Here is a 24,100-nt window from a genome sequence, read left to right as displayed (position 1 = left end):
CGTCTAAAATAAGACAACGGTTTACCTTCGCTCAGACAAATAGTGTAAACTGTCAAACCAAAGTATTTGGGAATAAAAAAATGGCGACAATCAAAGACGTATGTAAAGCTGCAGGTGTTTCAAAGGCAACCGTATCCAGAGTTATAAATGGAAGCGAATATGTGAAAGATCAGACTCGTGAGTCTGTGTTAGCGGCTATGAAATCTTTAGGCTATCAACCTAATGCTTTTGCGCGTGCTTTGGCAACAAACAGCTACAATACGTTCGGTTTAGTTCTCCCTCATTTTGAAAGTCACTATTTTGGTTCCATGCTGACAGAAGCCGCGATGGATATGCAAAAAGCTGACAAGAAATTGTTTGTGATGAACAGCAGCGACAATGTAGAGGGCGAAGAGGAAGCTGTGCGCTCTCTGAACGCTCATAACTGCGATGCCATTCTGATTTACAGCCGTCATTTGTCTGAGCAGCAACTTTCTACTCTGCAGCAGGAAATGAAAACCCAACTTATCGTCATCAATCGTGCTCTGGACGATGAAAAGTTATTCAGCTTTTATTTCGATCAAGAGCAAGTGGCGCGTGTCGCAACTCAATACCTTTTAGATCTTGGCCATAAACAGATTGCTTGTATCACTACTCCAATGTCTAGCAGCACAGGACAAAAGCGTCTTTCGGCTTATAAAGAAACCTTGATCAAACATGACATTGAAGTAAATGACGGACTGGTTTACGAAGGCCAGAGCAATCCTGAAAGTGGATACGATGCAACAATCAAACTGATTGATAGCGGCATACCTTTTAGCGCTATTTTTTCGTGTACCGACTCTATGGCCATCGGTGCAATTCGTGCACTGCATGACAAAGGACTAAAAGTTCCTGAAGATGTTTCAGTCATTGGTATCGATGGTGACCCAACAGCGAGTTTTATGGTACCGCGAATTTCAACCGTGGAACTGCCTATTTTAGAACTCACGCGCGATGCTATCACTACCGCACTGACGCTGAATAAAGAACAGCAGACCGTTCAAAAACACTTCCAATATCAGGGCTCGCTGCAAGTAAGAGAATCTACTCAAAAATTGAATTGATCGCTCTCTGACACCTAAAAATTGACTAACCCGCGCGTTGCTTTCCTTTATCGGCGCGGGCTAGATAAGGCAAAAATACTTCCTACTCGTCCCTAATCCTATCTCCAACTCGCTCAATATCTCCCGTTTACTCAGGGGTGATTAGTTCACAGTCTTCCCTCAAAAATTTACGAAAATACAGAATCTTATTAGTTCCAATTCTGATAACACTCCTTTGTCTCAAAACCTTTGACAGCGTTTTTTACATTAAAAAATGCAGCATTGAGTACAAATCTCAACCACAATTGTCTTTATTGATAAGTATCAAGAATAACGAGGAATTTATAAATGCACCGATATTTTAACCATCGATTCCAAGCCATGGTTAAAGATTGCGACAGATCCAAGCGATCTGAATAGGAGAACAGAGACCTCATTTCCGAGGGCCAAGAGCATCGGATTTTCAACAAGGAGAGTGTATGAGAGGCATTACTATGCATTTTACGTTGGAGGAATTCCAAGAACGTTTATCCAAAGTTCGACAATCGATGCTCGAACGAGAATTGGATGTACTCATTATCCATGACCCATCCAATATGTCTTGGCTAACTGGCTATGATGGTTGGTCTTTCTATGTACCACAATGTGTGATTGTTGGACCTGAAGGTGAACCAATATGGTTCGGGCGTTGCCAAGACGCGAATGGTGCTTACAGAACCGCGTATATGTCGGCAGAAAACATTGCCTCCTACCCCGACCATTACGTCATGAATCCACCTCTGCACCCGATGGATTATCTGGTTGAAGCTGTATTGACGCCACGTTGCTGGGATCGCGGTCGTATCGGCGTAGAAAAAGACAACTATTACTTTAGTGCAACCGCCTATGAGTCATTGATTGATCACTTGCCGAACGCACAGTTGCTCGATGCAACGGGTCTGGTTAACTGGTGCCGTGCCGTAAAGTCGGACCAAGAGTTATCCTACATGTACCGCGCTGCGCGTATTGTCGAAAACATGCATCGTGTCGCGTTTGATATGATCGAACCAGGCTTGCCTAAACATCATCTGGTTGCAGAGATTAACCGTCAGGCGGTCCTTGGTCATGAGGATCATTTTGGTGATTACACCGCGATTGTTCCGCTATTGCCCTCGGGTGCTGATGCTTCCGCGCCTCACTTAACCTGGGACGACAGGCCGTTCAAAAAAGGGGAAGGGACCTTCTTTGAAATCGCTGGTGCACATCGGCGTTACCACTGCCCTCTATCCCGCACTATTTTCTTAGGCGAACCTGATGACAAGTTTAAACGTGCCGACGAAGCGCTCACAAGAGGTCTTGAAGCAGGTTTAGAAGTCGCTAAACCCGGCAACACGTGTGCTGATATCGCCAACGCTTTGAATAAAGTCCTCGATAAAGCAGGCTTTTCCCGTGAAGGCGCTCGTTGCGGTTATCCCATTGGACTGAGTTATCCACCCGATTGGGGCGAACGGACCATGAGTCTTCGCGACACCGACAAAACCGTTCTAAAAGAGGGCATGACGTTCCATTTTATGCCCGGCCTATGGTTTAAAGACTGGGGCCTAGAGACCACAGAAAGCATTGTTATTACCCGCCTTGGCGCAAAAACATTGTGTGATTTTCCCCGCCACTTGTTTGTTAAACACTGATTAAAAAGCGTTGAAACGAAGAACTTAGCAAAGAAAAAGGAGTTTGCATGCAAAACAGCTCGATCACAGCCACCGTAGACTTTGACCGAGAAGGTACCCAACATGGTTTTCTGGCCCTGCCTTACTCCCATGACGATTCCGCATGGGGAAGCATAATGATCCCGATAACCGTGATAAAAAATGGCCCGGGTCCAACATCACTTTTAACCGGGGGTAATCATGGCGACGAATATGAAGGGATCACCAGCCTGTTAAAGCTGGCGAGTTCATTACAGCCTGAGCAGATACAAGGGCGCGTGATTATTGTCCCAATGATGAATTTGCCCGCGGTCCAGAATGCTTCCCGCACTTCCCCCATCGATAAAGGTAACTTAAACCGCAGCTTTCCCGGCACCCCGTCCGGAACAGTCACAGAGAAAATCGCCGACTACTTCACCCGCTACCTGGTGCCATTGTGCGATTTCGCTCTGGATATTCACTCAGGGGGAAAAACGTTAGACATCGTCCCTTTTGCCGCCGCACATCGCTTAGATAATCCAGAACAGGAAGAAGCCTGCATATTGGGAGCGACAATGTTTGGTGCACCTTACACCATGATTATGCTCGAAATGGATGCCACCAGTCTGTATGACACCGCGGTTGAATCTCAGGATAAAGTCTTTGTGACAACAGAGCTTCGAGGAGGCGGCACCAGCACGCCACAAACCATTCAATATGCCGATCGTGGTATCCGTAATTTCCTGCGTTTTGCTGGCAACCTTTCTGGCGATTATGAAAAGCCCAATCAACCAACCCAGTTACTCGACATGCCAGATGCAGACTGTTATGTCCAAAGCCAACACAGAGGCATAGCGGAATACCGGTTTGAACTTGGTGATACCATCAAACAAGGTGATGTCATTGTAAGAATCTATTCAACAGAACGAACTGGCGAAGTGCCAGTAGAATATCGCGCCGAGAGAGATGGCATTTTCGCTGCACGCCGTTTTCCTGCTATGGTGAATATTGGTGACACGCTCGCCGTCATCGCGAAGGATTGCGGAGTATTAACTTAAACGGCTAGCTAAACAGCATCAGCATTTCGTCCCAACCAAGAGGAGACCAACCATGCGCCTCGATCGCTACGACGTCAAAATTCTACAGATTCTGCATGACAATGGCCGCATCACCAAATCTCATCTTGCAGAAGAAATTAACCTGTCCGTCAGCCCGTGCTGGGAACGTGTGAAAAAACTTGAAGAAGCCGGCATCATCGAAGGTTATGGTGCCAGAGTGAATACCGATGTGCTGTTTAAACGAACGTCCGTCATGGTGGAAGTCTCACTCAAAGAGCACAACGCACAGGCGTTCAGACGTTTTGAGCAATTGGTAAAGCATACTCCTGAAGTGACCGATTGCTACGCCACAGGCGGCGGCGTTGATTATATCCTCAAGGTTCAATCCGAAGATATCGACCAATACCAAAGGCTGATTGACAACTGGCTGGATTCAGAAGTCGGCATTGAACGCTATTTCACCTACATCGTCACTAAAACCATCAAACGCGATTCTGGTAACTTAGAGATCAAGCAAAACGTTCTGTTCTGAAAGGAAAAGTGAAATCTGACCTCAGCAGAAAAAAACGCTACTTTCTGTCTTTATAAAGAAAAACCTCGCAGCTCTGCCTTTCGCATCAGAAATAATTTAGCCCCCTCCTCGATTACAGTTTAACTATGGATAACGATGTTCGAGAGGGACTTATGACAGCACTGCATAACTTTCATGGCGACGAAGTTAAAGCGTCGCATGACATGATGGCAATCATGGAAGACGTACGCTTGGTGAGAGGACTCGCCTACATTAATGGCAAGTGGACAAGTGGCGATAATTTCCATCCCGTTCATAATCCTGCCGACGGCAGCATCATCGGATATACCACCCGACTTTCCCAGCAGCAACTCTACCAAACGATTGATGATGCTGATCGTGCCTTTCGTCAGTGGCGAAAAATGCAGGCAGAGCAACGTGCTGAAGTCTTGATGCGTTGGCACGATCTGATACTGCAATCCAAACAAGATCTCGCCCGTTTAATGGTTATGGAGCAAGGCAAAACCATAGGCGACGCACTTGGTGAAATTGACTACGGCGCGTCTTTTATTCGCTGGTTTGCAGAAGAAGCACGCCGCAGCTACGGTGAAACCATTCCCAGCCATATACCTAATGCCCAGCTTTCGACAATTCGCGAGCCTATTGGGGTTGCAGCATTAATCACGCCATGGAATTTCCCTAATGCGATGGTGACGAGAAAAGCCGCAGCCGCATTAGCTATAGGCTGCCCTGTGATAATCAAGCCTGCGAGCGAAACGCCATTTTCATCGTTAGCCCTGGCAGAGCTCGCCGATCGAGCCGGGTTTCCGGCGGGTGTTTTTAATGTGGTCACCGGTGACGCTGCCATGGTCTCTAAGACGCTGTGTCACTCCGATAAAGTAAAAGCCCTGTCGTTCACCGGCTCAACCCGAGTAGGGAAATTGCTCCTGCGTGACGCGGCACAAACGGTAAAGAAATGCAGTATGGAATTAGGTGGTAACGCGCCTTTTATCGTCCTGCCCGATATGGAAGTCGAAGCCGCAGCCAAAGCAGCCGTAGATGCAAAATTCCAAACTGCCGGACAAGACTGTTTGGCCGCAAACCGAATTTTCGTTCCGCAGGATAAATACGAGCCGTTCTTAGAAGCCTTTGCCAAACACATGAGCATGATTGTGTTGGGTAACGGCTTAGACGACAAGACTAATATGGGACCTCTGATCAATCGTGCCGCGGTGGACAAAGCTCACGATTTAGTTCGTGACGCACTTGAAAAAGGGGCGCGATTGGTTGCGGGTTACCACGACTCGGTTCCGGGTGAAAACTTCTTTGCACCAACCCTGCTCGCCGATGTGACATCTGAAATGGCCGTCTACCGCGAAGAAAACTTTTGTCCCGTCGCTGGCGTGCTGCCCTATCAAGATTTAGACACCGTGATAGACATGAGTAACGACACCGAATACGGCCTCGCCGCCTACGTTTATGGACATGACATCCACCAGATCTGGCGATGTATGCGTGGTTTGGAATTTGGCATGGTGAGCGTCAATTCCGTCAAGATGACTGGCCACCCTATCCCATTTGGCGGCGTAAAACAGTCAGGATTGGGACGCGAGGGGAGCCATCATGGCTTTGAAGAATTCAGCGAAATTAAATATTGCTGCTTAGGCAACCTGCCTAGCGTGAGTGGCTGTTGAGACAAGAAAGTTGGAGATAAACAGGAGAAGGACTATGAACAATAAAACACAACAACTACTGGAGATCGATCGTCAACGTGTTTTTCATGCCTCAACCCACCTCAAGCAGTACGCGGCTGGTGAGCTTCCGGGCAGAATCATATCAAGCGGACAAGGCATTCGAATCACCGACTCAGAAGGCACTGAGCTTATCGACGGATTTGCTGGCTTGTATTGCGTAAACATTGGTTATGGCAGAACAGAGATGGCGGAGGCGATTTACGAGCAAGCGAAAGAGTTGGCGTACTACCATACCTATGTTGGGCACACCAATGAAGCTTTGGTTAAACTCTCAGACCGCATTATCAAAATGGCACCGGACGGCATGAGCAAAGTTTACTACGGTATGTCCGGTAGTGATGCGAATGAAACCCAGCTCAAATTAGTCTGGTACTACAATAATGTCCGTGGCCTCCCTGAGAAGAAAAAAATCATCTCCCGAGATCGCGCTTACCATGGTTCAAGTATCGCTTCAGGCTCGATGACTGGTTTACCACTGTTCCACGCCCACTTTGATCTGCCACTGGAACGCATCAAGCACACCATGGCCCCCTACTATTACCGCCGTGAAGATGATTCACTATCAGAGTTAGAATTTTCGCAATACTGCGCGGAGCAACTTGAAGCCATGATCCTCGCCGAAGGGCCTGACACCGTCGCAGCAATGATTGCCGAACCCGTACTCGGGACAGGTGGTATTGTTCCGCCGCCACAAGGCTATTGGCAAGCAATCCGTAAAGTTCTCGATAAATACGATGTTCTGTTGATCGCTGATGAAGTAGTGTGTGGCTTTGGTCGTTTGGGCTCTGATTTTGGCTCACTCCACTATGACATGAAGCCAGACCTTATTACAGTTGCAAAAGGCTTAACATCGGCGTACCAACCGCTTTCAGGCGTGATTGTCGGCGAACGAGTGTGGAATGTTCTGGAAAACGGTACCGACCTATGGGGCGCAATCGGCCATGGATATACCTATTCAGGGCATCCAATGGGGGCAGCGGCGGCGAACTGCAACTTAGATATCATTGAGCGAGAAGGCTTAGTTCAAAACGCAGCAGATGTGGGCGCTTATTTGCAACAACGTATGACGGAAACCTTCCAAGATCATCCTCTCGTCGGCGATTCTCGAGGTATCGGTTTACTGCATGCACTGGAGTTCTCGCCAGACAAACTGCGTCGCGCGCACTTTGATCCCAATTTAAAAGTGGGTCCGCAAGTCTCGGCCGCCTGCCTGGAAGTCGGCCTGATCGCAAGGGCTATGCCTCATGGTGACATTCTGGGCTTTGCGCCAGCGCTTATCACCAGTCGTAACGATGTCGACACTATCGTGGCTAAAGCGCACCGAGCGGTTAACAAAGTGATGGATAACCTCGTCACCTCTAAGCAGTGGAACGCGAAGTAACCACCTTAAACGTCAAACATACTGAGCATGACACGCCGGCTTTTACCTCAAAAGCCGGCATTTTATTAGGATATTCGCCCCACTTCCCTTCCTCACTCTTTTATTGCTGATCAGGACTGGTTAAAATAGCCAAAATTGCGTATTAACTGGATTAAACATGGCAAAACTAACCCTTCAAGAACAAATGCTAAAAGCTGGCTTGGTTAACGAGAAAAAACTCAAGAAAGCGAAAAAAGGCTCTAAAAAATCCCGCGTTCAGGCACGCGAAGTCAAAGCGGCCGTTGAAGAGAGCAAACGCCAGCAGTTAGAACGAGATAAAGCGTTGAGCGAACAACAGAATGCTGAACGTTTGAGTAAAGAGATCAAAGCGCAAATCAATCAACTGATCGAAATGAACAAAGTTGATTTGAAAGATGGCGACATCAAATACAACTTTACCGACGGCACTCTGGTGAAATCACTCTACGTTGATTCTCTGATTCGTGAACAGTTGATCAAAGGTATTCTGGCTATTGCGATTGTAGGCGAGAGCTATGTGGTTATCCCTCGTGGCGTGGCAAACAAAATTGCGCAGCGTGACGAGTCTGTGATTATCGATCAAAAAGAACCTGAAGCCGACATTCCTGCAGAAGATGACCCATATGCAGAGTTCGTCGTTCCTGATGATTTGATGTGGTAATTCACCAACACTTAAAAACGAAAGGCAGCGAAATTCGCTGCCTTTTTTGTTTCTTTCTATTGTTATATAGCTTTAAAGTTACTTAGAAAGACAAGTTTTCGATAATGTCGTCATCAACTTGGTTCGCTAACGTCACCTTAAGCTTCGGTGTTCTTTCCATTTCACGTTGAATCGCAAAATTAGCTTCTTTGTTACGTGCCCAGCTACGACGTGCGATACCGTTGTTAACATCGAACAAAAGCATAGACTTCAATCGGCGCTCAGCGCTGTCACTGCCGTCAAGCAACATACCAAAGCCACCGTTGATCACTTCACCCCAGCCTACACCGCCGCCGTTGTGGATAGAAACCCAAGTCGCGCCACGGAAACCATCACCGATTACGTTGTGAATCGCCATGTCAGCAGTAAAGCGGCTGCCATCGTAGATGTTCGACGTTTCACGGAACGGTGAATCAGTACCACTTACATCGTGGTGGTCACGACCAAGAACCACAGGACCGATTTCGCCGCGATTGATCGCATCGTTAAACGCTTTCGCGATTTCCATACGACCTTGCGCATCCGCGTAAAGAATACGAGCCTGTGAGCCTACAACCAGTTTGTTCTGTTTCGCATCTTTGATCCAAGTAATGTTGTCTTGCATCTGCTGCTGAATTTCTTCTGGTGACTCTTGCATGATCTTGCTTAGCACTTCCGCAGCAATCTCATCGGTTCTGTCCAGATCTTCTGGTTTACCTGAAGTACAAACCCAACGGAATGGACCAAAACCGTAGTCAAAACACATAGGACCAAGAATGTCCTGCACGTATGATGGGTATTTAAAGTCGATGCCGTTTTCAGCCATCACATCGCCACCAGCACGAGAAGCTTCAAGCAAGAAGGCATTACCGTAGTCAAAGAAGTAAGTACCACGAGCTGTGTGTTTGTTTACTGCATCAGCATGACGCTTCAGAGTTTCTTGTACTTTTACCTTGAACACTTCAGGCTCTTCACGGATTAGACGGTTAGACTCTTCGTAGCTGATATCAACCGGATAGTAACCGCCTGACCAAGGGTTGTGTAGTGACGTCTGGTCTGAACCCAGGTGTACGAAGATTTCCTTCTCGTAGAAAGCTTCCCATACATCAACCACGTTACCGATAAAGGCAATCGACACCACTTCTTCATTAGCCTGAGCTTCACGAACACGCTCAACCAGTGCGTCCATGTTATCGACCAGCTCATCGACCCAACCTTGTTCGTGACGCTTAATCGCCGCTTTCGGGTTCACTTCTGCACACACAGTAATACAGTTGGCGATGTTACCTGCTTTAGGCTGCGCACCGCTCATACCGCCAAGACCGGCTGTCAGGAAGATCTTACCTTGTGGGCTTTGACCTTTTTCCAAAACCTTACGGAACGCGTTCATTACCGTGATTGTGGTTCCATGTACGATACCTTGTGGACCGATGTACATGAACGAACCAGCCGTCATCTGACCGTATTGAGTCACGCCTAATGCGTTGAATTTTTCCCAGTCATCTGGCTTCGAGTAGTTCGGAATCATCATTCCGTTAGTCACAACAACACGTGGGGCCTCTTCAGACGACGGGAACAGACCCATAGGGTGACCAGAGTACAAGTGTAACGTCTGGTCGCTTTCCATCTCACTTAGGTATTTCATGGTCAGCAGATATTGCGCCCAGTTCTGGAATACTGCGCCGTTACCACCGTAAGTGATAAGCTCTTCTGGGTGCTGTGCTACTGCAGGATCTAAGTTGTTGTCGATCATCAGCATGATGGCCGCTGCCTGCTCACACTTGGCTGGATAATCTGAGATAGAGCGCGCTTTCATGTTGTAGCTTGGCTTGAAGCGGTACATGTAAATACGACCGAAATCTTTCAGCTCTTGAGCAAACTCCGCTGCCAATTCCTCATGCCACTCTTTCGGGAAGTAACGCAATGCATTACGAATAGCGAGCTGCTTTTCTTCTGGGCTCAGAATGTCTTTACGCTTTGGCGCGCGGTTTACGCCTTCCGGATAAGGCTTTGCTTCCGGCAGTGTACTAGGGATACCTTGCTTAATCTGGTCTTGAAAATTTAATACTGTTTCCATTTTGTGAGTCTCCCTTAGTTCACGTTAAATGCTTGTGTTTTAACCAGTGTGATCATCGCATCGATATCAGGCTTAAGCAGGCGGTCTTCTTCTAGCTTGGCAACTTTCTCACGAATAATCTGGAAGTTTTCTTCAATCAGTTCTGAACATTTGTGCGGACGTCTAAACTCTATCGCCTGTGCAGCGTACATCAGCTCGATGCCAAAAATCTTTTCCAAATTACCTAAGATTTGGTTCAGTTTTCGACCCGAAATGCTACCCATAGAAACGTGATCTTCCTGACCCATTGAGGTCGGCACGCTGTCAGCAGACGGTGGGAAACAGAGTGATTTGTTTTCAGTAACCAGTGCAGCTGTCGCGTATTGCGGAATCATCATGCCCGAGTTAAGACCACCAGATGAGGTCAACAGACGCGGCAGACCGTGCAAGCCCTCAAGAAGCAGGTAACAACGACGGTCTGCAATGTTGCCCAGCTCCGCAGCTGCGATTGAAGCGTAATCCAATACCATCGCCAGAGGTTGACCATGGAAGCTACCACCTGAAATTGCTTCTTCAGAACTGATAACGATCGGGTTATCAGTCACAGAGTTCATTTCGATTTCAGCCAGCTCTTTTAAGTGGTTAAAAGCGTTGCGAGAAGCACCGTGTACCTGCGGAATACAACGCAGTGAATATGGGTCTTGCACGCGAACACAATCTGCGTGTGAAGCCATGTTCTCAGAACCTTCGAAGAAACGGCGCATACGCGCTGCCACTTCAATGTTACCTGCGAACGCACGCGTCAGGTGAAGCTCTTCTCTAAATGGCGAGCCACTGCCTTGCATGCCCTCGATACTCATCGCGCCAGCCAAATCAGCCAGATCCAGAAGGTAACGCATTTTTGTAAGCGCGGTAATCGCATGTGACAGAATAAATTGTGTGCCGTTGATCAGTGCCAAACCTTCTTTAGCATGCAGCTCAAGAGGCTCTAGGCCGTTTTCACGAAGTGCTTCCGCTGCAGGAACAATGCGGTCTCCCTGCCAGAATTCACCTTCACCAATCAATGGTAAAAACAGGTGAGAAAGAGGCGCTAAGTCACCTGATGCGCCAACTGAGCCTTGTTCCGGTACAACTGGGATAAGGTCTAGTTCGATAAACGCCAACATACGCTGAACCACTTCTAGGCGAATGCCCGAGTAGCCTTGACTTAACGCATGCACCTTAGTAATCAGCATCAGTTTTGAGATTGGTTTAGCAATTGGCTCACCAACACCAACCGCATGAGTAATCAGGAGGTTTTTTTGTAGTAGATGCGTTTCTTCAGGTGAGATTTGCGTATCACATAGAGGACCGAAACCAGTATTGATGCCGTACACCGCCTTATCAGATGCAGCGATGATGTCTACATTACGACGACTTGCATTGATCTTATCCAGCGCTTCTTCACACAGTTCCGCTTTGATACTGCCGTCAGCAATTCCATTTACGATATCTAGGTTTAGTCGGTCTACACCATATCTAAACGTCATTTTGTTCTCCTAACATACGATATTTTGCTATCACGTTACTTATGGACCTATGCTAGCTTGCTCTGGATGTTTTATAAAAGCATAATGTTCGTAGTTCATTCCGATTTTATCGAACTAAAAAGCCAACATAGAAAGAGGTCACTCCATGCAGGTTCAAGATGTCGATTTACGTATGCTGAGGATATTCGTCGCTATCGTCGAATGCGGTGGTTTATCAGCTGCAGAATCCCGCCTAAACATTGGGCGTTCAACCATTAGCTCACATTTGTCTGATTTGGAGTTACGTCTTGGACTTAAGCTGTGTAAACGTGGCCGAAGCGGTTTTGAGGTGACAGAGGCGGGGCATGTGACTTATCAGGCATCGCTGGAGTTACTTCAGCAGTGTGAAGCTTTTGCTGCGACCGTCGCAAGTTCGAAAAACGAACTCTCGGGTCGAGCAACAATTGCCATGATTGACACCTTAGTCAACGATCCGCGCTGCCGCGTGTCAGAGGTAGTGTCGTCATTAAAAAGCCGAAGCAATAACTTACAGTTCGACATTAACGTCTGTGAAGCACGCGAAGTTGAAACGTCCGTAGCCAATGGTCGCTCGTTGGTCGGGATCGGCGTCAGTCGCCACCAATTAAGGGGACTGGATTACTATCCGCTGCACAATGAAACCAACTATTTGTATTGCGGTACAGGCCACCCGCTCTTCGACTGTAAGCCTTCTGAAATCAAGACTCTTTTACAACAAGCAGAAGTGATCACCAGTAACTATATGCGAGATAAGGAAACTCGCAACGATGCACTTAATTACCAAAACAGCGCTACCGCCTATCACGATGAGGGAATTGCTCATCTCATTTTATCCGGCGCGTTTATCGGTTACCTGCCCGAGCACTACGCCAGCAATTGGGTCGACAAGGGGTTGTTCAAGCCTATCCTGCCGGAAAAGTACACCTATCAAATTCCGGTCATGCTGATCACGTTAAAAAACAACTCGGCTTCACCATTGGCTAAAGCGCTGATTGAAGAGATTAAACGTTGCCACGTGACTGATACATAATCAGGTGGCGTAACCTGAAAAGTGATTTTAATCAGCAGGAATGCGTATTCCTCTTTACCGAAAAAAAGCCTAACATTCGTGTCGTAACAACACGGATGTTAGGCAAAATACAGCCCTGGCCAACGCCAGCACCGCCCTACTAATACTATGTCTTAAGTGTTAGAACACGGTTTGAACCACCGCCGAAATACCCTGCTGCTGAAGATCATTAGCAGCTGCCAACTGGCGAATTTTCTGCGGCGTGTAACTGCGCTGGTCATAAACCACGACCATGCTGACATCACCACGTTCTAAGAAGTTAGACTCACCATATGGAGTGTAACGCGTCGCGCCTAGCGCCAACAGCACCTGAGATGGGTAATTTGCTTCAGCAATCATCTGCTTGATATTTTCTTTAGGCCCCATGTCTTGCTGCTGGTTCATCTGCTCACCAATCCAATTAAGCAAGGTGTCGTAGAAATAGGTGTAGCCAGAGATTTCGCAATCTTCACCATACAGTTCAAACGCTTCGCCGCGCTGGTGAAAACTTGCAATCCGATATTGATCAATATCACCGCCACGAGTCAAACCACTGATCGGTAGCATGGTTTGGGCAATGCCCTTTGACGCCGTTCCCCAGTTCTTTTTCTCACTGATCTTATTAGCATTAGGACGGCGAATGGAGCAATCGTTAAAAGCACCAAATGCTTGAGGTAGTAAATCAACGACGTGATTATTCTGATCATAGATGACGTCGCACAACAGCCCCACTTCTGGTTCAATTTGTAAATTATCGACATCCAGAGGCAACTGAATCGCATCATGACTGAGCGGGAAATTGGTTAAAAAAGAGTTGCTCTCAGCTGGCACGTAAATAGGAAACAGCGCTTGCGGCACAGCTAAGTCTGCCCCTTCAATCTGGGCAAAATCCGCCGCCTCTCCAGCTTGCTGTAGGTGACCCGCGAAATTGCCGGCGATGCCAAGCACAAGAACATCTGTATACATTTCCATGAAGGTAAATTCCTTATTTTTCCACTGTTGCCGATTTAACGGCTATATTTATTGAGCTGGTTTAACTGCGCTAAAAGCCAGGTCATCGCTAACAAATCCGCGCTCCCCCCTGGGCTCAGACGGCGCTCAGTAAACTGCTTATTTAGTTCAATAAGCTCTTGTTCGAGTTGAGGGTGGTCACTGCCGCCTTTTTGCAAAAGATGCCAAGCCGCATTTTGCACGAAACGCAGTCCATGCATGCCACCGCGAGATACCACGTTGGTGTCTTGGTTGTTCGCCATTAAGACCAGCAAAGTTTGCCACAAGGCGTGTTCGGTGGCTTTTCCTTTGGCGATCGCCTGCTCGTACGCCGGAAGGCTAAACTGAGTAATGGTGGCAAAACCCGATGCCGCTTCTCCGCGAGCGCCAGTCAAACCATATTGCTGATAAAGCGTTTCACCATGGGTTTGGGCGGTACGATTTGAACGTTTCAGTTCATCAATCACGAGCGTTTCGCAACTACGTTTGATTACCTGGCTAACATGAATCGAGTCAAGCGTTAAGCCTTTACCTTTCAACCAACCAATGGCACCGCATATCAGCCCAAGACTGAAGATCATACCTTTATGCGTGTTGACCCCTTCGGTGGCTTTAAACATCGCCAGCTCCGCCTGGACACCAATAGGCCTTAATACTGACAGTAAGCTGTCAGCCATAAACTGACGATGTTCAAAACCGGCAATCAAAAAGTCATGAATAAAAGGCTTAATGGCTTCAGCGCTGCGTTCAAAAAGACGCACATCCATATCGTTGTGGGCGCCATTATCGAGCAAATCAACTAACCCAGGCTTTGGCGTCAAGTGCACTTCCACCAACATCGAGTGATAAGCCAACTCGGATACCAATTTGAACAGGTCGACACGTACTGAGCGGTCGTCTTGAACTAGCGTACTGCAAAAGTGCTCGGCCCCCACAAGAAGATTAAGCGCTGTATTCATGTTCTCTTACCATTTCATCGATTACGGAAGTAAGCTCCGAGAGTGTGTGACGATGACTGCGTCCACAGACAACGGCATCTTGCTCACAGATGAGGCATTTAAGACGCGGCATTTGTTTCCCCTGGCGCGATATAATTTTGCCGTCTTCGCCTATTACGTCGAGGTCCATCAGCCTGCCTAGCGGGTGACAAGACTCAATGTTAATCATCAGCTTTTTGAGTACCGATGCGCTGACTGCTTTCACTGCAAACACCCCTTCTGGGCCAGTATTTTTAGTCAGCAGTTGGCGTGCTGCTATGTCACAGCCGTGTTGCTTACAAGCCAGGCTTATCGCCTCTACCCCTTGTTCAAACACTTTGTGTGAACTAGGGGTTAACTTGTATGGGCCGGGAATATTGACAGTAAAGGAGATGAGAGGTGATGAGTGGCGGCTAAGCCACTCATGTTGTCGTTTCATTCGAGCCTCTTTGCTCTCCAATACTTCGTCAAGCCCAACCGCGTGTGCTTGGCGATCAAAGGTCATTGTTTTACTCTCCTAATCACATCAATCACAGAGCCATCACGGTAACGAACATAACCCACGATTTGCTCTTCAAATTCAATCGGCGCCGGTTCACCTGTTAAAGTCATGGCGCGCTGGCAAAGCGCTTCAATATCGACCACTTCAATGCCTTTGCTTTCTAGCTGCTCACGCACATCCGCACGTTTTGGATTCACCGCCACGCCGTGATCGGTTACCAACACATCTACCGATTCACCAGGCGTTACCGTATTGAGCACGCGATTTACCACGGTTGGAATTCGTCCGCGAACAAGTGGCGCAACGACAATCGCTAAACTTGCGCCTGCTGCGGTATCACAGTGACCGCCAGAGGCTCCGCGAATAACCCCATCAGAGCCAGTGATTACGTTGACGTTAAATTGAGTATCGATTTCTAATGCACTGAGAATCACAATATCCAAGCGATCGACTACCGCACCTTTTGAGGATGGGTTCGCGTATTCGTTAGCGGAAATCTCAATGTGATTTGGGTTGCGCGCTAATGAGTCCGCCGCACCAGCATCAAAACATTGCACATCCAGTAAGTTTTTAATTAAGCCTTTTTCGTGCATCGCCGCCATAGTTGAGGTGATGCCACCTAAGGCAAACTCTGCTGTAATGCCTTGTTTCACCATTTCATTTTCTAAAAAGCGAGTAACGGCTAGCGATGCGCCACCAGACCCGGTTTGGATGTTAAAACCTTGTTTGAAATAAGGTGAGTTGACGATGACATCCGCCGCTCGCTTCGCTATCAGAAGTTCACGAGGGTTGCTGGTAAGGCGCGTTTCACCGCCGCCAATTTTAGCTGGGTCACCCACTTCAGCAACTTCCACTACCGCATCCACATAGTCTTGAGTGATGGACGCAGGATGGTTGGGATAAGCCGCTAAACTTTCAGTCAGCATGATCACATGTTTTGCATGCTGTGCATCCACTTTGGCATAGCCTAGCGATCCGCAGCGAGATTGACCATTAATACCATTAGCGTTGCCAAATTCATCACAACAAGGGACACCGATAAAGGCGACATCAATATTCAGCTCACCACTTTGTACCAGGTGAACACGGCCTCCGTGGGAATGAATATGCACAGGTTCTTTCAATAAACCGTTCGAAATCGCCTCGCCCAGTTCACCGCGAATGCCTGAGGTATAAAGTTTGCTTACCACACCATTACGGATGTGCTCAACGATAGGCGAATGAATGCTGGTTAGTGAACTTGGCGCTAACGTTAAGTTTTTAAAACCCATATTGGCGATGGTTTCCATCACCATATTGATGACTTTATCCCCACCACGAAATGAGTGGTGGAAAGAGATGGTCATCCCATCTTGTAGACCTGAGTCGCGGATCGCTTGCTCAAGGTCCGTTTTCATTTTTCGACCCGTTTTTGCGTTCGCATCAGCCAGATAAGGCGTGGTACGGTTGGCACCACCAAATGCGGTCAGTGATGACGCTTGAGGAAGGTCTAGATTAAATTCAAATTCTGCCATGATACTGCCTTACTGTTTGATTCCTGATTCTGCTTTTTGAAGAGTCCAGCGCGCGCGCTCAATGATTGGACTATCGACCATTTTGCCGTTAAGCGACACCACACCGAGACCTTGCTCTTCGGCTTCTTTCGCGGCTTCAATCACGCGAATGGCGTAGTCCACTTCTTTCTGCGTTGGAGCGAATACGTTATGGATAATTTCGATTTGGCGAGGGTTAATCAACGACTTACCATCAAAGCCAAGTTGTTTGATGTGCTCGGCTTCACGTAAGAAACCAGCCTCGTTATTGGCATCAGAGTAAACCGTATCAAACGCCATGATTCCTGCAGAACGAGCCGCTTGCAGAATTGAGCAACGGGCAAACAAAAGCTCAGTACCTTCTGGTGAGCGCTGGGTACGCAAGTCACGCACATAATCTTCAGCACCAAGTGCAATACCAATCAAACGCGGACAACAATGTGCGATATCGACGGCATTATTTACACCGTTAGCCGATTCAATCGCTGCCATCATTTTGGTACTGCCTACTGCACGACCACATTGGCGCTCAATCTCTGTGATATGACGTTCCATCTCCAGCACATCTTCAGCATTGTCGGTTTTAGGTAGACGAACCACGTCAGCGCCGCCGCGAATAACCGCATTGAGGTCATTGAGACCGTGCTCAGAGTCGAGAGGATTAACTCGGACCACGGTCTCAACATCTTGATAAAACGGGTGTTGCAGCGCATGAAAAACCAACATTCTTGCGGTGTCTTTTTCGCGAATAGAGACAGAATCTTCCAAGTCAAACATGATGGCATCTGGCTTGTAGATAAAAGTGTTGCTCAACATGGCGGCGTTAGCGCCAGGAACAAACAGCATGCTGCGACGTAGTTGACTCATGATAGTGCTCCCCATTCAATCTGTTTACTCTCGGCTGCGCGCATAACTGCGGCTTGGACTCGAGCTTTGATCACACAATCCAAGGCACCTTTATCTTCAATCTCAAGCTGGGCAGATTCCACGCCCATACTACTTAGGACTTCACGAACCAAACTTTCAATAGCTGCTCCGAACTGCTTTTGCACCGAACTGTCTAGCGCAATATCAATTACGCCTTCTGGGTTAGGCGCAATGCGAACTTGCAAGTCACTGGACTCCAGTGTGCCTGCAAAAGCGGGCTGTATAATTTTCATTCAATAAACCTTTAACACGTTAATTTATTAGGCAGCTAAGCAGCCGCAAACTCACCAGAGCGCACCGCTGCGAACAGTTGATGTCTCTGGATGTAATCAATGGATGTCTGTGGCAGCAGTGAAGCAAGCTGTTTGAGCTGCCCTTGCTTAAGTAACGAACGTACCGTTGAAGCCGATATAGGCTGTTGCTGTACAGTTTTACGTTCAAATTCAACTACTTCAATCGATGGCCACTTCAAGTCGTCCGTGGTTAGCCAATGTTTCATTTGTTGGTTGTAATGACTGGTGACCACGCACTCTGGTTCACTGCCCACGTAACGGTGGGTAATGCCCAAAGCGGGCGCGATGAAATGACGAAATAGTTGTAAGTCGATGGCGGTATGACAATAGTTAATCAACCCCTGAGACTTAATAAAATACGTAGGAAATGTCGCTCTTGAAATAATATAGCTCGAACCTGGATGTACAGTGATATTTCGAACATGGCTGATGCCATTTTTAATCATTTCAAATCTGTCGTGATAAGAAAATTCACTTCCTTCTTCTTTAACGACAATGATATGTAACCAGTCACAATCTTTTGCCGCTTGCTCAATTAAATATTGATGACCTAAAGTAAATGGATTCGCATTAATAACAATGCCACCAACTTTATTGCCATCAACTTTTAATTTTTTCAATTTTCGACAATAGTTTCTTAAGCGATATTGACTATTTTCTAAAAGGACTAAGTTGCCATCTACTTTTGCAATAGGAAAGAAACCAGATTGACGAAATAATTTAACATTCTGTGGTTTAGTAAACAGGAATAATTCATATCTTCCCATCTCATAAGCCATAGAGGTTAATTCGGTCATGAGTTTCAATGAAAACCCAGTGCCATGCAGTTGTTCAACGATAGCAATTGATTTAAGAATATTCCCGGCAATCCCGCCGCAGGCCACAATCTCTTCGCCTGAATACGCAACAATAAAGCGCTCTACATCCGTGTCGACGCCAAGGTTAAAGCGTTGTAAAAACGCGGCTATATCAGACCACTTTGTCTGATTCCTAACACTAACCCTGCATAATGTATAAGTATCTAACATCTTATTCATCCCCTTATCTCGACAATTAAATATTGAGCGAATAGACGATAGAAAATGATGATCGCAGTCGACTATTTTTTGCGACTAAAAAATCTTTATGATTTTAATGTTTTTTATTACCTAACTTATTGAAATTAAACAAAACCCAACAATTAAAAACTTTAAATTCATAAGTGTATTTTTAAGCCATAACATTAAATGATCACTCTCACAGTTAATGTAAGGAAATCTTAATAACTTGGTAAGCGAAACATCAACAATGGAATATTTAAGATGAACGAAAAAACTTTAATTATAAATGAAGGACAAAGCTCTAGCTTAGCGATGTTATCGCAAGTCAGAATTTTTGGACTACCATTACCTCTCTACAGCATCTTATTCATGGTTATTTTGATCGCACATGTAACTGACACTATCCCAGATAATATTGTGGGTGGTTTTGGTTTTATGTTCGTGGTTGGAGCCATATTTGGTGAATTAGGGAATCGTCTACCAATCTTTAACAAATATATTGGCGGTGCGCCCGTCATGATTTTCTTGGTCGCCGCTTGGTTTGTCCATGCAGGCTTATTAACGGATAAAGAAATCTCAACAGTCACCGCAGTCATGAAGAGTACTGACTTCCTCGACTTGTTTATTGCCGTATTGATTACGGGTTCGATTCTTGCCGTAAACCGTAAACTTTTGCTCAAATCTCTTGTCGGCTACATTCCAACGATTTTAGCTGCTGTAGCTGGCGCTTCAGTTCTTGGTATTTTGGGTGGTTTGATCTTCGGAATTTCTGTAAAAGAAATCATGATGTTATACGTTCTTCCTATCATGGGCGGCGGTAACGGTGCAGGCGCAATTCCTCTGTCAGAAATCTATGAATCGGTTACTGGTGGCTCTAAAGAGCAGTACTACTCAATTGCTATCGCGATTCTAACCATTGCCAACATCGTTGCGATTGTGGCAGCAGCGGTACTTAATGGTATCGGTGAAAAAATGCCATCACTGACAGGTAATGGCGAGTTGCTACGTAAGTCTAACTTCAGCGTTGAAGAGCAAAAAGAAGCCAAAATCACCCCGCGTGAAATCGCGATTGGCCTCATGCTTGCTGCCTGTGTATACACGTTTTCTGCTGCACTATCGAAAGAAATTTTGCCAGGCTTTGGTGATGTGAAAATTCACACCTTTGCTTACATGGTGATTTTGGTTGCCATCCTTAATGCTTGTGGTGTGTGTTCTGACGAGATCAAAGAAGGCGCTAAACGTCTCGCTTCATTCTTCTCAAAACAGCTGCTTTGGGTACTGATGGTCGGCGTAGGTATCGCGTATACCGACCTTGGCGAAATCATCAACGCATTGAATTTCACTAACGTGGTTATCGCTTCACTTATCGTTGTGGGTGCCATTATTGGTGCATCTGTTGGTGGCTGGGTGATGGGCTTCTACCCTATTGAATCATCTATTACTGCTGGCCTTTGTATGGCAAACCGCGGTGGTTCTGGTGACCTGGAAGTACTTGCCGCTTCAAACCGCATGTCTTTGCTTTCTTATGCGCAAATCTCCTCACGTCTTGGTGGCGGTCTGGTACTGATTATTGCCAGTGTCGTGTTTGGCGTACTCGGCGGTTAATCGCAATTTTATTTCACTGGGAGCAAACGGGTGACCTTTGCTCCCCCACTTATTTTTGGGAGCGCTTATGCAGTCAAATCTATTTTCCGAAGGACTCAACCTGATGACGTTAGGCATGGGGTTTGTGTTCATTTTTCTCGTCTTTTTGGTGTTCGCCGTAACCGCCATGTCCAACTTGATTGCACGTTGGTTCCCAGAACCTGAAGCAAAACCGGCAACAAAAAGTGTTACACCGCCACCTTCAGCACAGCAAGACAATCAGTTAGTTGCAGTGTTAGCGGCGGCCATTCACCACAAAAGAATTCAACAAAACTCGCTGTAGAAGGAATCCTCATGTCTGAGTCAAAAAAAACCATTGGCATTACTGACGTTGTCTTACGTGACGCGCATCAATCGTTATTCGCAACTCGTCTTTGCTTAGATGACATGCTTCCTATCGCTCAGCAACTTGATGAGATCGGTTACTGGTCTCTGGAATGTTGGGGTGGCGCCACTTTTGACAGCTGCATTCGCTTTCTTGGTGAAGACCCATGGGTACGCCTGCGCGAACTGAAAAAAGCCATGCCTAAAACGCCTCTGCAAATGCTGCTGCGTGGTCAAAACCTGTTGGGCTATCGTCATTATGCTGACGATGTGGTGGATAAATTCGTCGAACGCGCGGTGAGCAACGGAATGGATGTATTCCGTGTCTTTGATGCTATGAACGACCCGCGCAATATGCAGCAAGCCATCACCGCAGTAAAGAATAACAACGCTCATGCCCAAGGCACACTGTGCTACACCACCAGCCCAGCGCATAACTTACAAACTTGGGTTGATGTGGCTCAGCAACTGAGCGAAATTGGAGTCGATTCCATCGCGCTAAAAGACATGGCTGGCATTTTAACGCCATACAAAGCCGAAGAGCTGGTCTCGACCCTGAAAAAACAAGTCGATGTACCGCTGCATCTACACTGCCACTCTACTGCTGGCCTTGCAGATATGACGGTTATTAAAGCCATTGAAGCAGGCGTTGACCGCGTTGATACCGCTATCTCTTCAATGAGCGGCACTTACGGCCATCCAGCCACCGAATCGTTAGTCGCGACGCTTAAAGACACACCATTTGATACCGGGCTTAATATTGAAAAGCTGGAATCTATTGCCGCTTACTTCCGCGACGTGCGTAAAAAATACGCCGCCTTTGAAGGTCAGCTAAAAGGCTCAGATTCGCGCATCATCGTCGCGCAAGTTCCAGGTGGCATGCTCACCAATATGGAAAGTCAGCTCAAGCAACAAAACGCGGCAGACAAACTTGATCAAGTGCTGATTGAGATTCCAAAAGTACGTGAAGAGCTTGGCTTTATTCCGTTGGTAACCCCAACCTCACAAATTGTCGGCACTCAAGCGGTGATCAACGTATTGATGGGAGAGCGTTACAAAACCATCACCAAAGAAACGGCGGGCGTTTTAAAAGGTGAATACGGCCGCACTCCGGCACCAGTCAACGTGGCTTTACAAGCTCGCGTACTCGACGGTGAACAGCCGATAACCTGCCGTCCAGCAGACCAATTGCCGCCAGAGCTCGATACCCTGATTAGCGACGTAAAATCTCAGGCTCAAGAGAAAAACCTCACGCTTGCCGACGACCTAATCGATGACGTATTGACCATCGCACTCTTCCCTCAGGTAGGCTGGAAATTCCTCGAAAACCGCAACAACCCAGATGCGTTTGAGCCAAAGCCATCAGCATCTCAATCTAATCAAGCAAATACAGAGAAAAGTAAAATGACACAACAACCAAGCACGTACACTATTACCGTAAACAACCAAACGTATGTGGTTGAAGTCAATGAAGGCGGCGATATCACCCAAGTCGCACCAGCTGCTGCACAACCTGCACCAAGCGTCCCAGCACCAGCTGCCAACTCCGAGCCAATGAATGCTCCGCTGACCGGTAACATTTGGAAAATTCACGCTAAACCAGGTGATACCGTAGAAGAAGGCCAAGTCCTGCTGATCCTTGAAGCGATGAAAATGGAAACCGAAATCCGCGCTCCGCGTACCGGTCAAATTGCTAGCATCGAAGTCTCTGAAGGTGACGCCGTTGATGTCGGTGCTCCACTACTGCAAATCGCATAAACAGGAATTTGTCCCATGGAAAAAGTCTTTGCTCTAGTCAATGATTTTGGTTTGTTCCACCTTGAGTGGGGCCAGGCCATTATGATCATTGTCGGCTTACTGTTGCTATATCTGGCAATCGTCAAACAGTTTGAACCATTGTTGCTAGTACCGATCGGCTTTGGTGGTATTCTTGCCAACCTTCCCGATGCCGGGCTTGCAATGTCAGCCGTTGAAAACGCACTGCATGCTGCCAAGCCGGAAGTCATGTCTGCCTTTGCATCAGCACTGAATCTGACTGTAGATTCCGCTGCTGACATCAAAGCCGCGCTTGCAAGTGCCACACCTACTCAGCTTACCAATATCCATTTGCTGGCTGAAGAGTATCAATACTCTGATGGCATGTTGTACCTATTTTACAGCGTAGCCATTGCCTCAGGTGCTGGTCCTTTGGTGATCTTTATGGGCGTTGGCGCGATGACTGACTTTGGTCCCCTGCTCGCCAACCCTAAAACCTTACTACTCGGTGCAGCCGCGCAGTTTGGTATCTTCGCTACCGTCCTCGGCGCGCTGGCCCTAAGCAGCTTTGGCCTGATGGACTTCAGCGTTGCCCAAGCGGCCGCAGTTGGCATTATCGGCGGTGCGGATGGCCCAACCGCTATCTACGTGTCTAGTTTGCTAGCGCCAGAGCTTCTGGGTGCGATTGCCGTTGCTGCATACTCTTATATGGCATTGGTACCGCTGATTCAGCCGCCTATCATGCGCGCGCTCACCACACCATCTGAGCGACAAATTACCATGCAGCAGCTACGTAAAGTCGGCAAGTTAGAGAAAGTATGTTTCCCACTGTTGCTACTTGTACTTATCGCTATGCTCTTGCCTTCGGCAACACCGCTACTGGGTATGTTCTGCTTTGGTAACCTGATGCGTCAATGTGGCGTGGTCGAACGTCTTTCTGATACCGCGCAAAACGCGCTAATCAACATTGTGACGATCTTCCTTGGCCTTTCTGTGGGCTCAAAACTGATGGCTGATAAGTTCCTTCAAGCAGAAACCATCGGCATTTTGGCCTTGGGCATTGTGGCATTTTGTATCGGCACAGCGGCGGGCATTCTCATGGCGAAACTGCTTAACCGTTTTACCTCGGATCAAGTGAACCCTTTAATTGGGTCAGCTGGTGTTTCTGCCGTGCCAATGGCGGCTCGCGTATCAAACAAAATCGGCCTTGAAGCCAATGCGCAAAACTTTTTGCTGATGCACGCCATGGGTCCTAACGTTGCGGGGGTTATCGGCTCAGCCGTAGCAGCGGGTGTAATGATCAAATATGTGATCGGCTAGACAAATTGTAGGAAGA

Annotated in this window: 21 protein-coding genes; 12 read left to right on the top strand and 9 right to left on the bottom strand. The window is 47.2% G+C overall.

Features of this window, described 5'->3' with window-relative positions:
* Positions 1-80: 80 nt before the first annotated feature.
* From VEJY3_RS17360 to VEJY3_RS17330, 7 genes are all read left to right on the top strand, one after another.
* Entirely contained in the window at positions 81-1,085 is a 1,005-nt protein-coding gene (locus VEJY3_RS17360) for a LacI family DNA-binding transcriptional regulator (RefSeq protein ID WP_014233711.1), read from the top strand.
* Between the two features lie 458 nt (positions 1,086-1,543).
* The gene (gene doeA, locus VEJY3_RS17355; RefSeq protein ID WP_014233710.1) at positions 1,544-2,731 is read left to right on the top strand and encodes an ectoine hydrolase DoeA; all 1,188 of its coding nucleotides are present in this window, start codon (positions 1,544-1,546) and stop codon (positions 2,729-2,731) included.
* Between the two features lie 47 nt (positions 2,732-2,778).
* On the top strand, positions 2,779-3,786 hold the full coding sequence (gene doeB / locus VEJY3_RS17350) for a N(2)-acetyl-L-2,4-diaminobutanoate deacetylase DoeB (protein ID WP_014233709.1): 1,008 nt from the start codon (positions 2,779-2,781) through the stop codon (positions 3,784-3,786).
* Positions 3,787-3,838: 52 nt separating this feature from the next.
* Positions 3,839-4,318 (top strand): Lrp/AsnC family transcriptional regulator, encoded by a 480-nt coding sequence (locus VEJY3_RS17345; protein ID WP_014233708.1) that lies wholly within the window; start codon positions 3,839-3,841, stop codon positions 4,316-4,318.
* 152 nt (positions 4,319-4,470) lie between these two features.
* Complete coding sequence (locus VEJY3_RS17340) at positions 4,471-5,991, top strand: NAD-dependent succinate-semialdehyde dehydrogenase (protein WP_014233707.1); 1,521 nt, start codon at positions 4,471-4,473, stop codon at positions 5,989-5,991.
* A 34-nt stretch (positions 5,992-6,025) separates the two neighbouring features.
* On the top strand, positions 6,026-7,432 hold the full coding sequence (locus VEJY3_RS17335; protein ID WP_014233706.1) for an aspartate aminotransferase family protein: 1,407 nt from the start codon (positions 6,026-6,028) through the stop codon (positions 7,430-7,432).
* A 157-nt stretch (positions 7,433-7,589) separates the two neighbouring features.
* Complete coding sequence (locus tag VEJY3_RS17330; RefSeq protein ID WP_014233705.1) at positions 7,590-8,111, top strand: DUF2058 domain-containing protein; 522 nt, start codon at positions 7,590-7,592, stop codon at positions 8,109-8,111.
* A gap of 82 nt (positions 8,112-8,193) precedes the next feature.
* On the opposite strand, the gene VEJY3_RS17325 is transcribed toward VEJY3_RS17330, so the two are convergent.
* Together VEJY3_RS17325 and hutH are read right to left on the bottom strand one after the other, a co-directional pair.
* Complete coding sequence (locus tag VEJY3_RS17325) at positions 8,194-10,206, bottom strand: urocanate hydratase (protein WP_014233704.1); 2,013 nt, start codon at positions 10,204-10,206, stop codon at positions 8,194-8,196.
* Between the two features lie 14 nt (positions 10,207-10,220).
* Positions 10,221-11,714 (bottom strand): histidine ammonia-lyase, encoded by a 1,494-nt coding sequence (hutH, locus tag VEJY3_RS17320; protein WP_014233703.1) that lies wholly within the window; start codon positions 11,712-11,714, stop codon positions 10,221-10,223.
* 172 nt (positions 11,715-11,886) lie between these two features.
* Between hutH and VEJY3_RS17315 the strand changes: the two genes are divergently transcribed.
* Entirely contained in the window at positions 11,887-12,762 is an 876-nt protein-coding gene (locus tag VEJY3_RS17315) for a LysR family transcriptional regulator (protein WP_237708192.1), read from the top strand.
* A 159-nt stretch (positions 12,763-12,921) separates the two neighbouring features.
* Here VEJY3_RS17315 and VEJY3_RS17310 read toward each other — a convergent pair whose 3' ends face one another.
* The 7 genes from VEJY3_RS17310 to citC are packed head-to-tail and all read right to left on the bottom strand — an operon-like array spanning position 12,922 to position 19,029.
* Positions 12,922-13,752: a DUF5718 family protein gene (locus VEJY3_RS17310; protein WP_014233701.1), complete on the bottom strand. Its 831-nt coding sequence runs from the start codon at positions 13,750-13,752 to the stop codon at positions 12,922-12,924.
* 35 nt (positions 13,753-13,787) lie between these two features.
* Positions 13,788-14,729 (bottom strand): triphosphoribosyl-dephospho-CoA synthase CitG, encoded by a 942-nt coding sequence (gene citG, locus VEJY3_RS17305; RefSeq protein ID WP_014233700.1) that lies wholly within the window; start codon positions 14,727-14,729, stop codon positions 13,788-13,790.
* Positions 14,713-15,252 carry a citrate lyase holo-[acyl-carrier protein] synthase gene (gene citX / locus VEJY3_RS17300; RefSeq protein ID WP_014233699.1) on the bottom strand — a complete coding sequence of 180 codons (540 nt, stop codon included), beginning with the start codon at positions 15,250-15,252 and terminating at the stop codon, positions 14,713-14,715. The genes citG and citX overlap by 17 nt, the downstream gene beginning before the upstream one ends.
* Positions 15,249-16,718 (bottom strand): citrate lyase subunit alpha, encoded by a 1,470-nt coding sequence (citF, locus tag VEJY3_RS17295; RefSeq protein ID WP_041170460.1) that lies wholly within the window; start codon positions 16,716-16,718, stop codon positions 15,249-15,251. Before citF ends, citX begins: the two co-directional genes overlap by 4 nt.
* 54 nt (positions 16,719-16,772) lie before the next feature.
* Positions 16,773-17,648, bottom strand: a complete 876-nt coding sequence (gene citE / locus VEJY3_RS17290; RefSeq protein WP_014233697.1) for a citrate (pro-3S)-lyase subunit beta — start codon at positions 17,646-17,648, stop codon at positions 16,773-16,775.
* The gene (gene citD, locus VEJY3_RS17285) at positions 17,645-17,941 is read right to left on the bottom strand and encodes a citrate lyase acyl carrier protein (RefSeq protein WP_014233696.1); all 297 of its coding nucleotides are present in this window, start codon (positions 17,939-17,941) and stop codon (positions 17,645-17,647) included. Before citD ends, citE begins: the two co-directional genes overlap by 4 nt.
* A 35-nt stretch (positions 17,942-17,976) precedes the next feature.
* A complete protein-coding gene (gene citC, locus VEJY3_RS17280; protein WP_014233695.1) occupies positions 17,977-19,029 on the bottom strand; it encodes a [citrate (pro-3S)-lyase] ligase in 1,053 nt (350 codons plus the stop codon).
* Positions 19,030-19,302: 273 nt separating this feature from the next.
* Here citC and VEJY3_RS17275 point away from each other — a divergent pair, with 273 nt between their 5' ends.
* The 4 genes from VEJY3_RS17275 (at position 19,303) to VEJY3_RS17260 (ending at position 24,084) form a co-directional block, all read left to right on the top strand.
* Complete coding sequence (locus tag VEJY3_RS17275; protein ID WP_014233694.1) at positions 19,303-20,646, top strand: 2-hydroxycarboxylate transporter family protein; 1,344 nt, start codon at positions 19,303-19,305, stop codon at positions 20,644-20,646.
* A gap of 67 nt (positions 20,647-20,713) precedes the next feature.
* The gene (locus VEJY3_RS17270) at positions 20,714-20,968 is read left to right on the top strand and encodes an OadG family protein (RefSeq protein WP_014233693.1); all 255 of its coding nucleotides are present in this window, start codon (positions 20,714-20,716) and stop codon (positions 20,966-20,968) included.
* An 11-nt stretch (positions 20,969-20,979) separates the two neighbouring features.
* On the top strand, positions 20,980-22,767 hold the full coding sequence (oadA, locus tag VEJY3_RS17265; protein ID WP_014233692.1) for a sodium-extruding oxaloacetate decarboxylase subunit alpha: 1,788 nt from the start codon (positions 20,980-20,982) through the stop codon (positions 22,765-22,767).
* Between the two features lie 15 nt (positions 22,768-22,782).
* Positions 22,783-24,084, top strand: a complete 1,302-nt coding sequence (locus VEJY3_RS17260) for a sodium ion-translocating decarboxylase subunit beta (protein WP_014233691.1) — start codon at positions 22,783-22,785, stop codon at positions 24,082-24,084.
* The last annotated feature ends 16 nt before the right edge of the window (positions 24,085-24,100 follow it).

It is taken from the genome of Vibrio sp. EJY3, from assembly GCF_000241385.1.
In the GTDB taxonomy this organism is placed as follows: Bacteria; Pseudomonadota; Gammaproteobacteria; order Enterobacterales; family Vibrionaceae; genus Vibrio; species Vibrio natriegens.
Note: the sequence above shows the minus strand (reverse complement) of the source record. Positions and strands in the feature narration are given on the sequence as shown.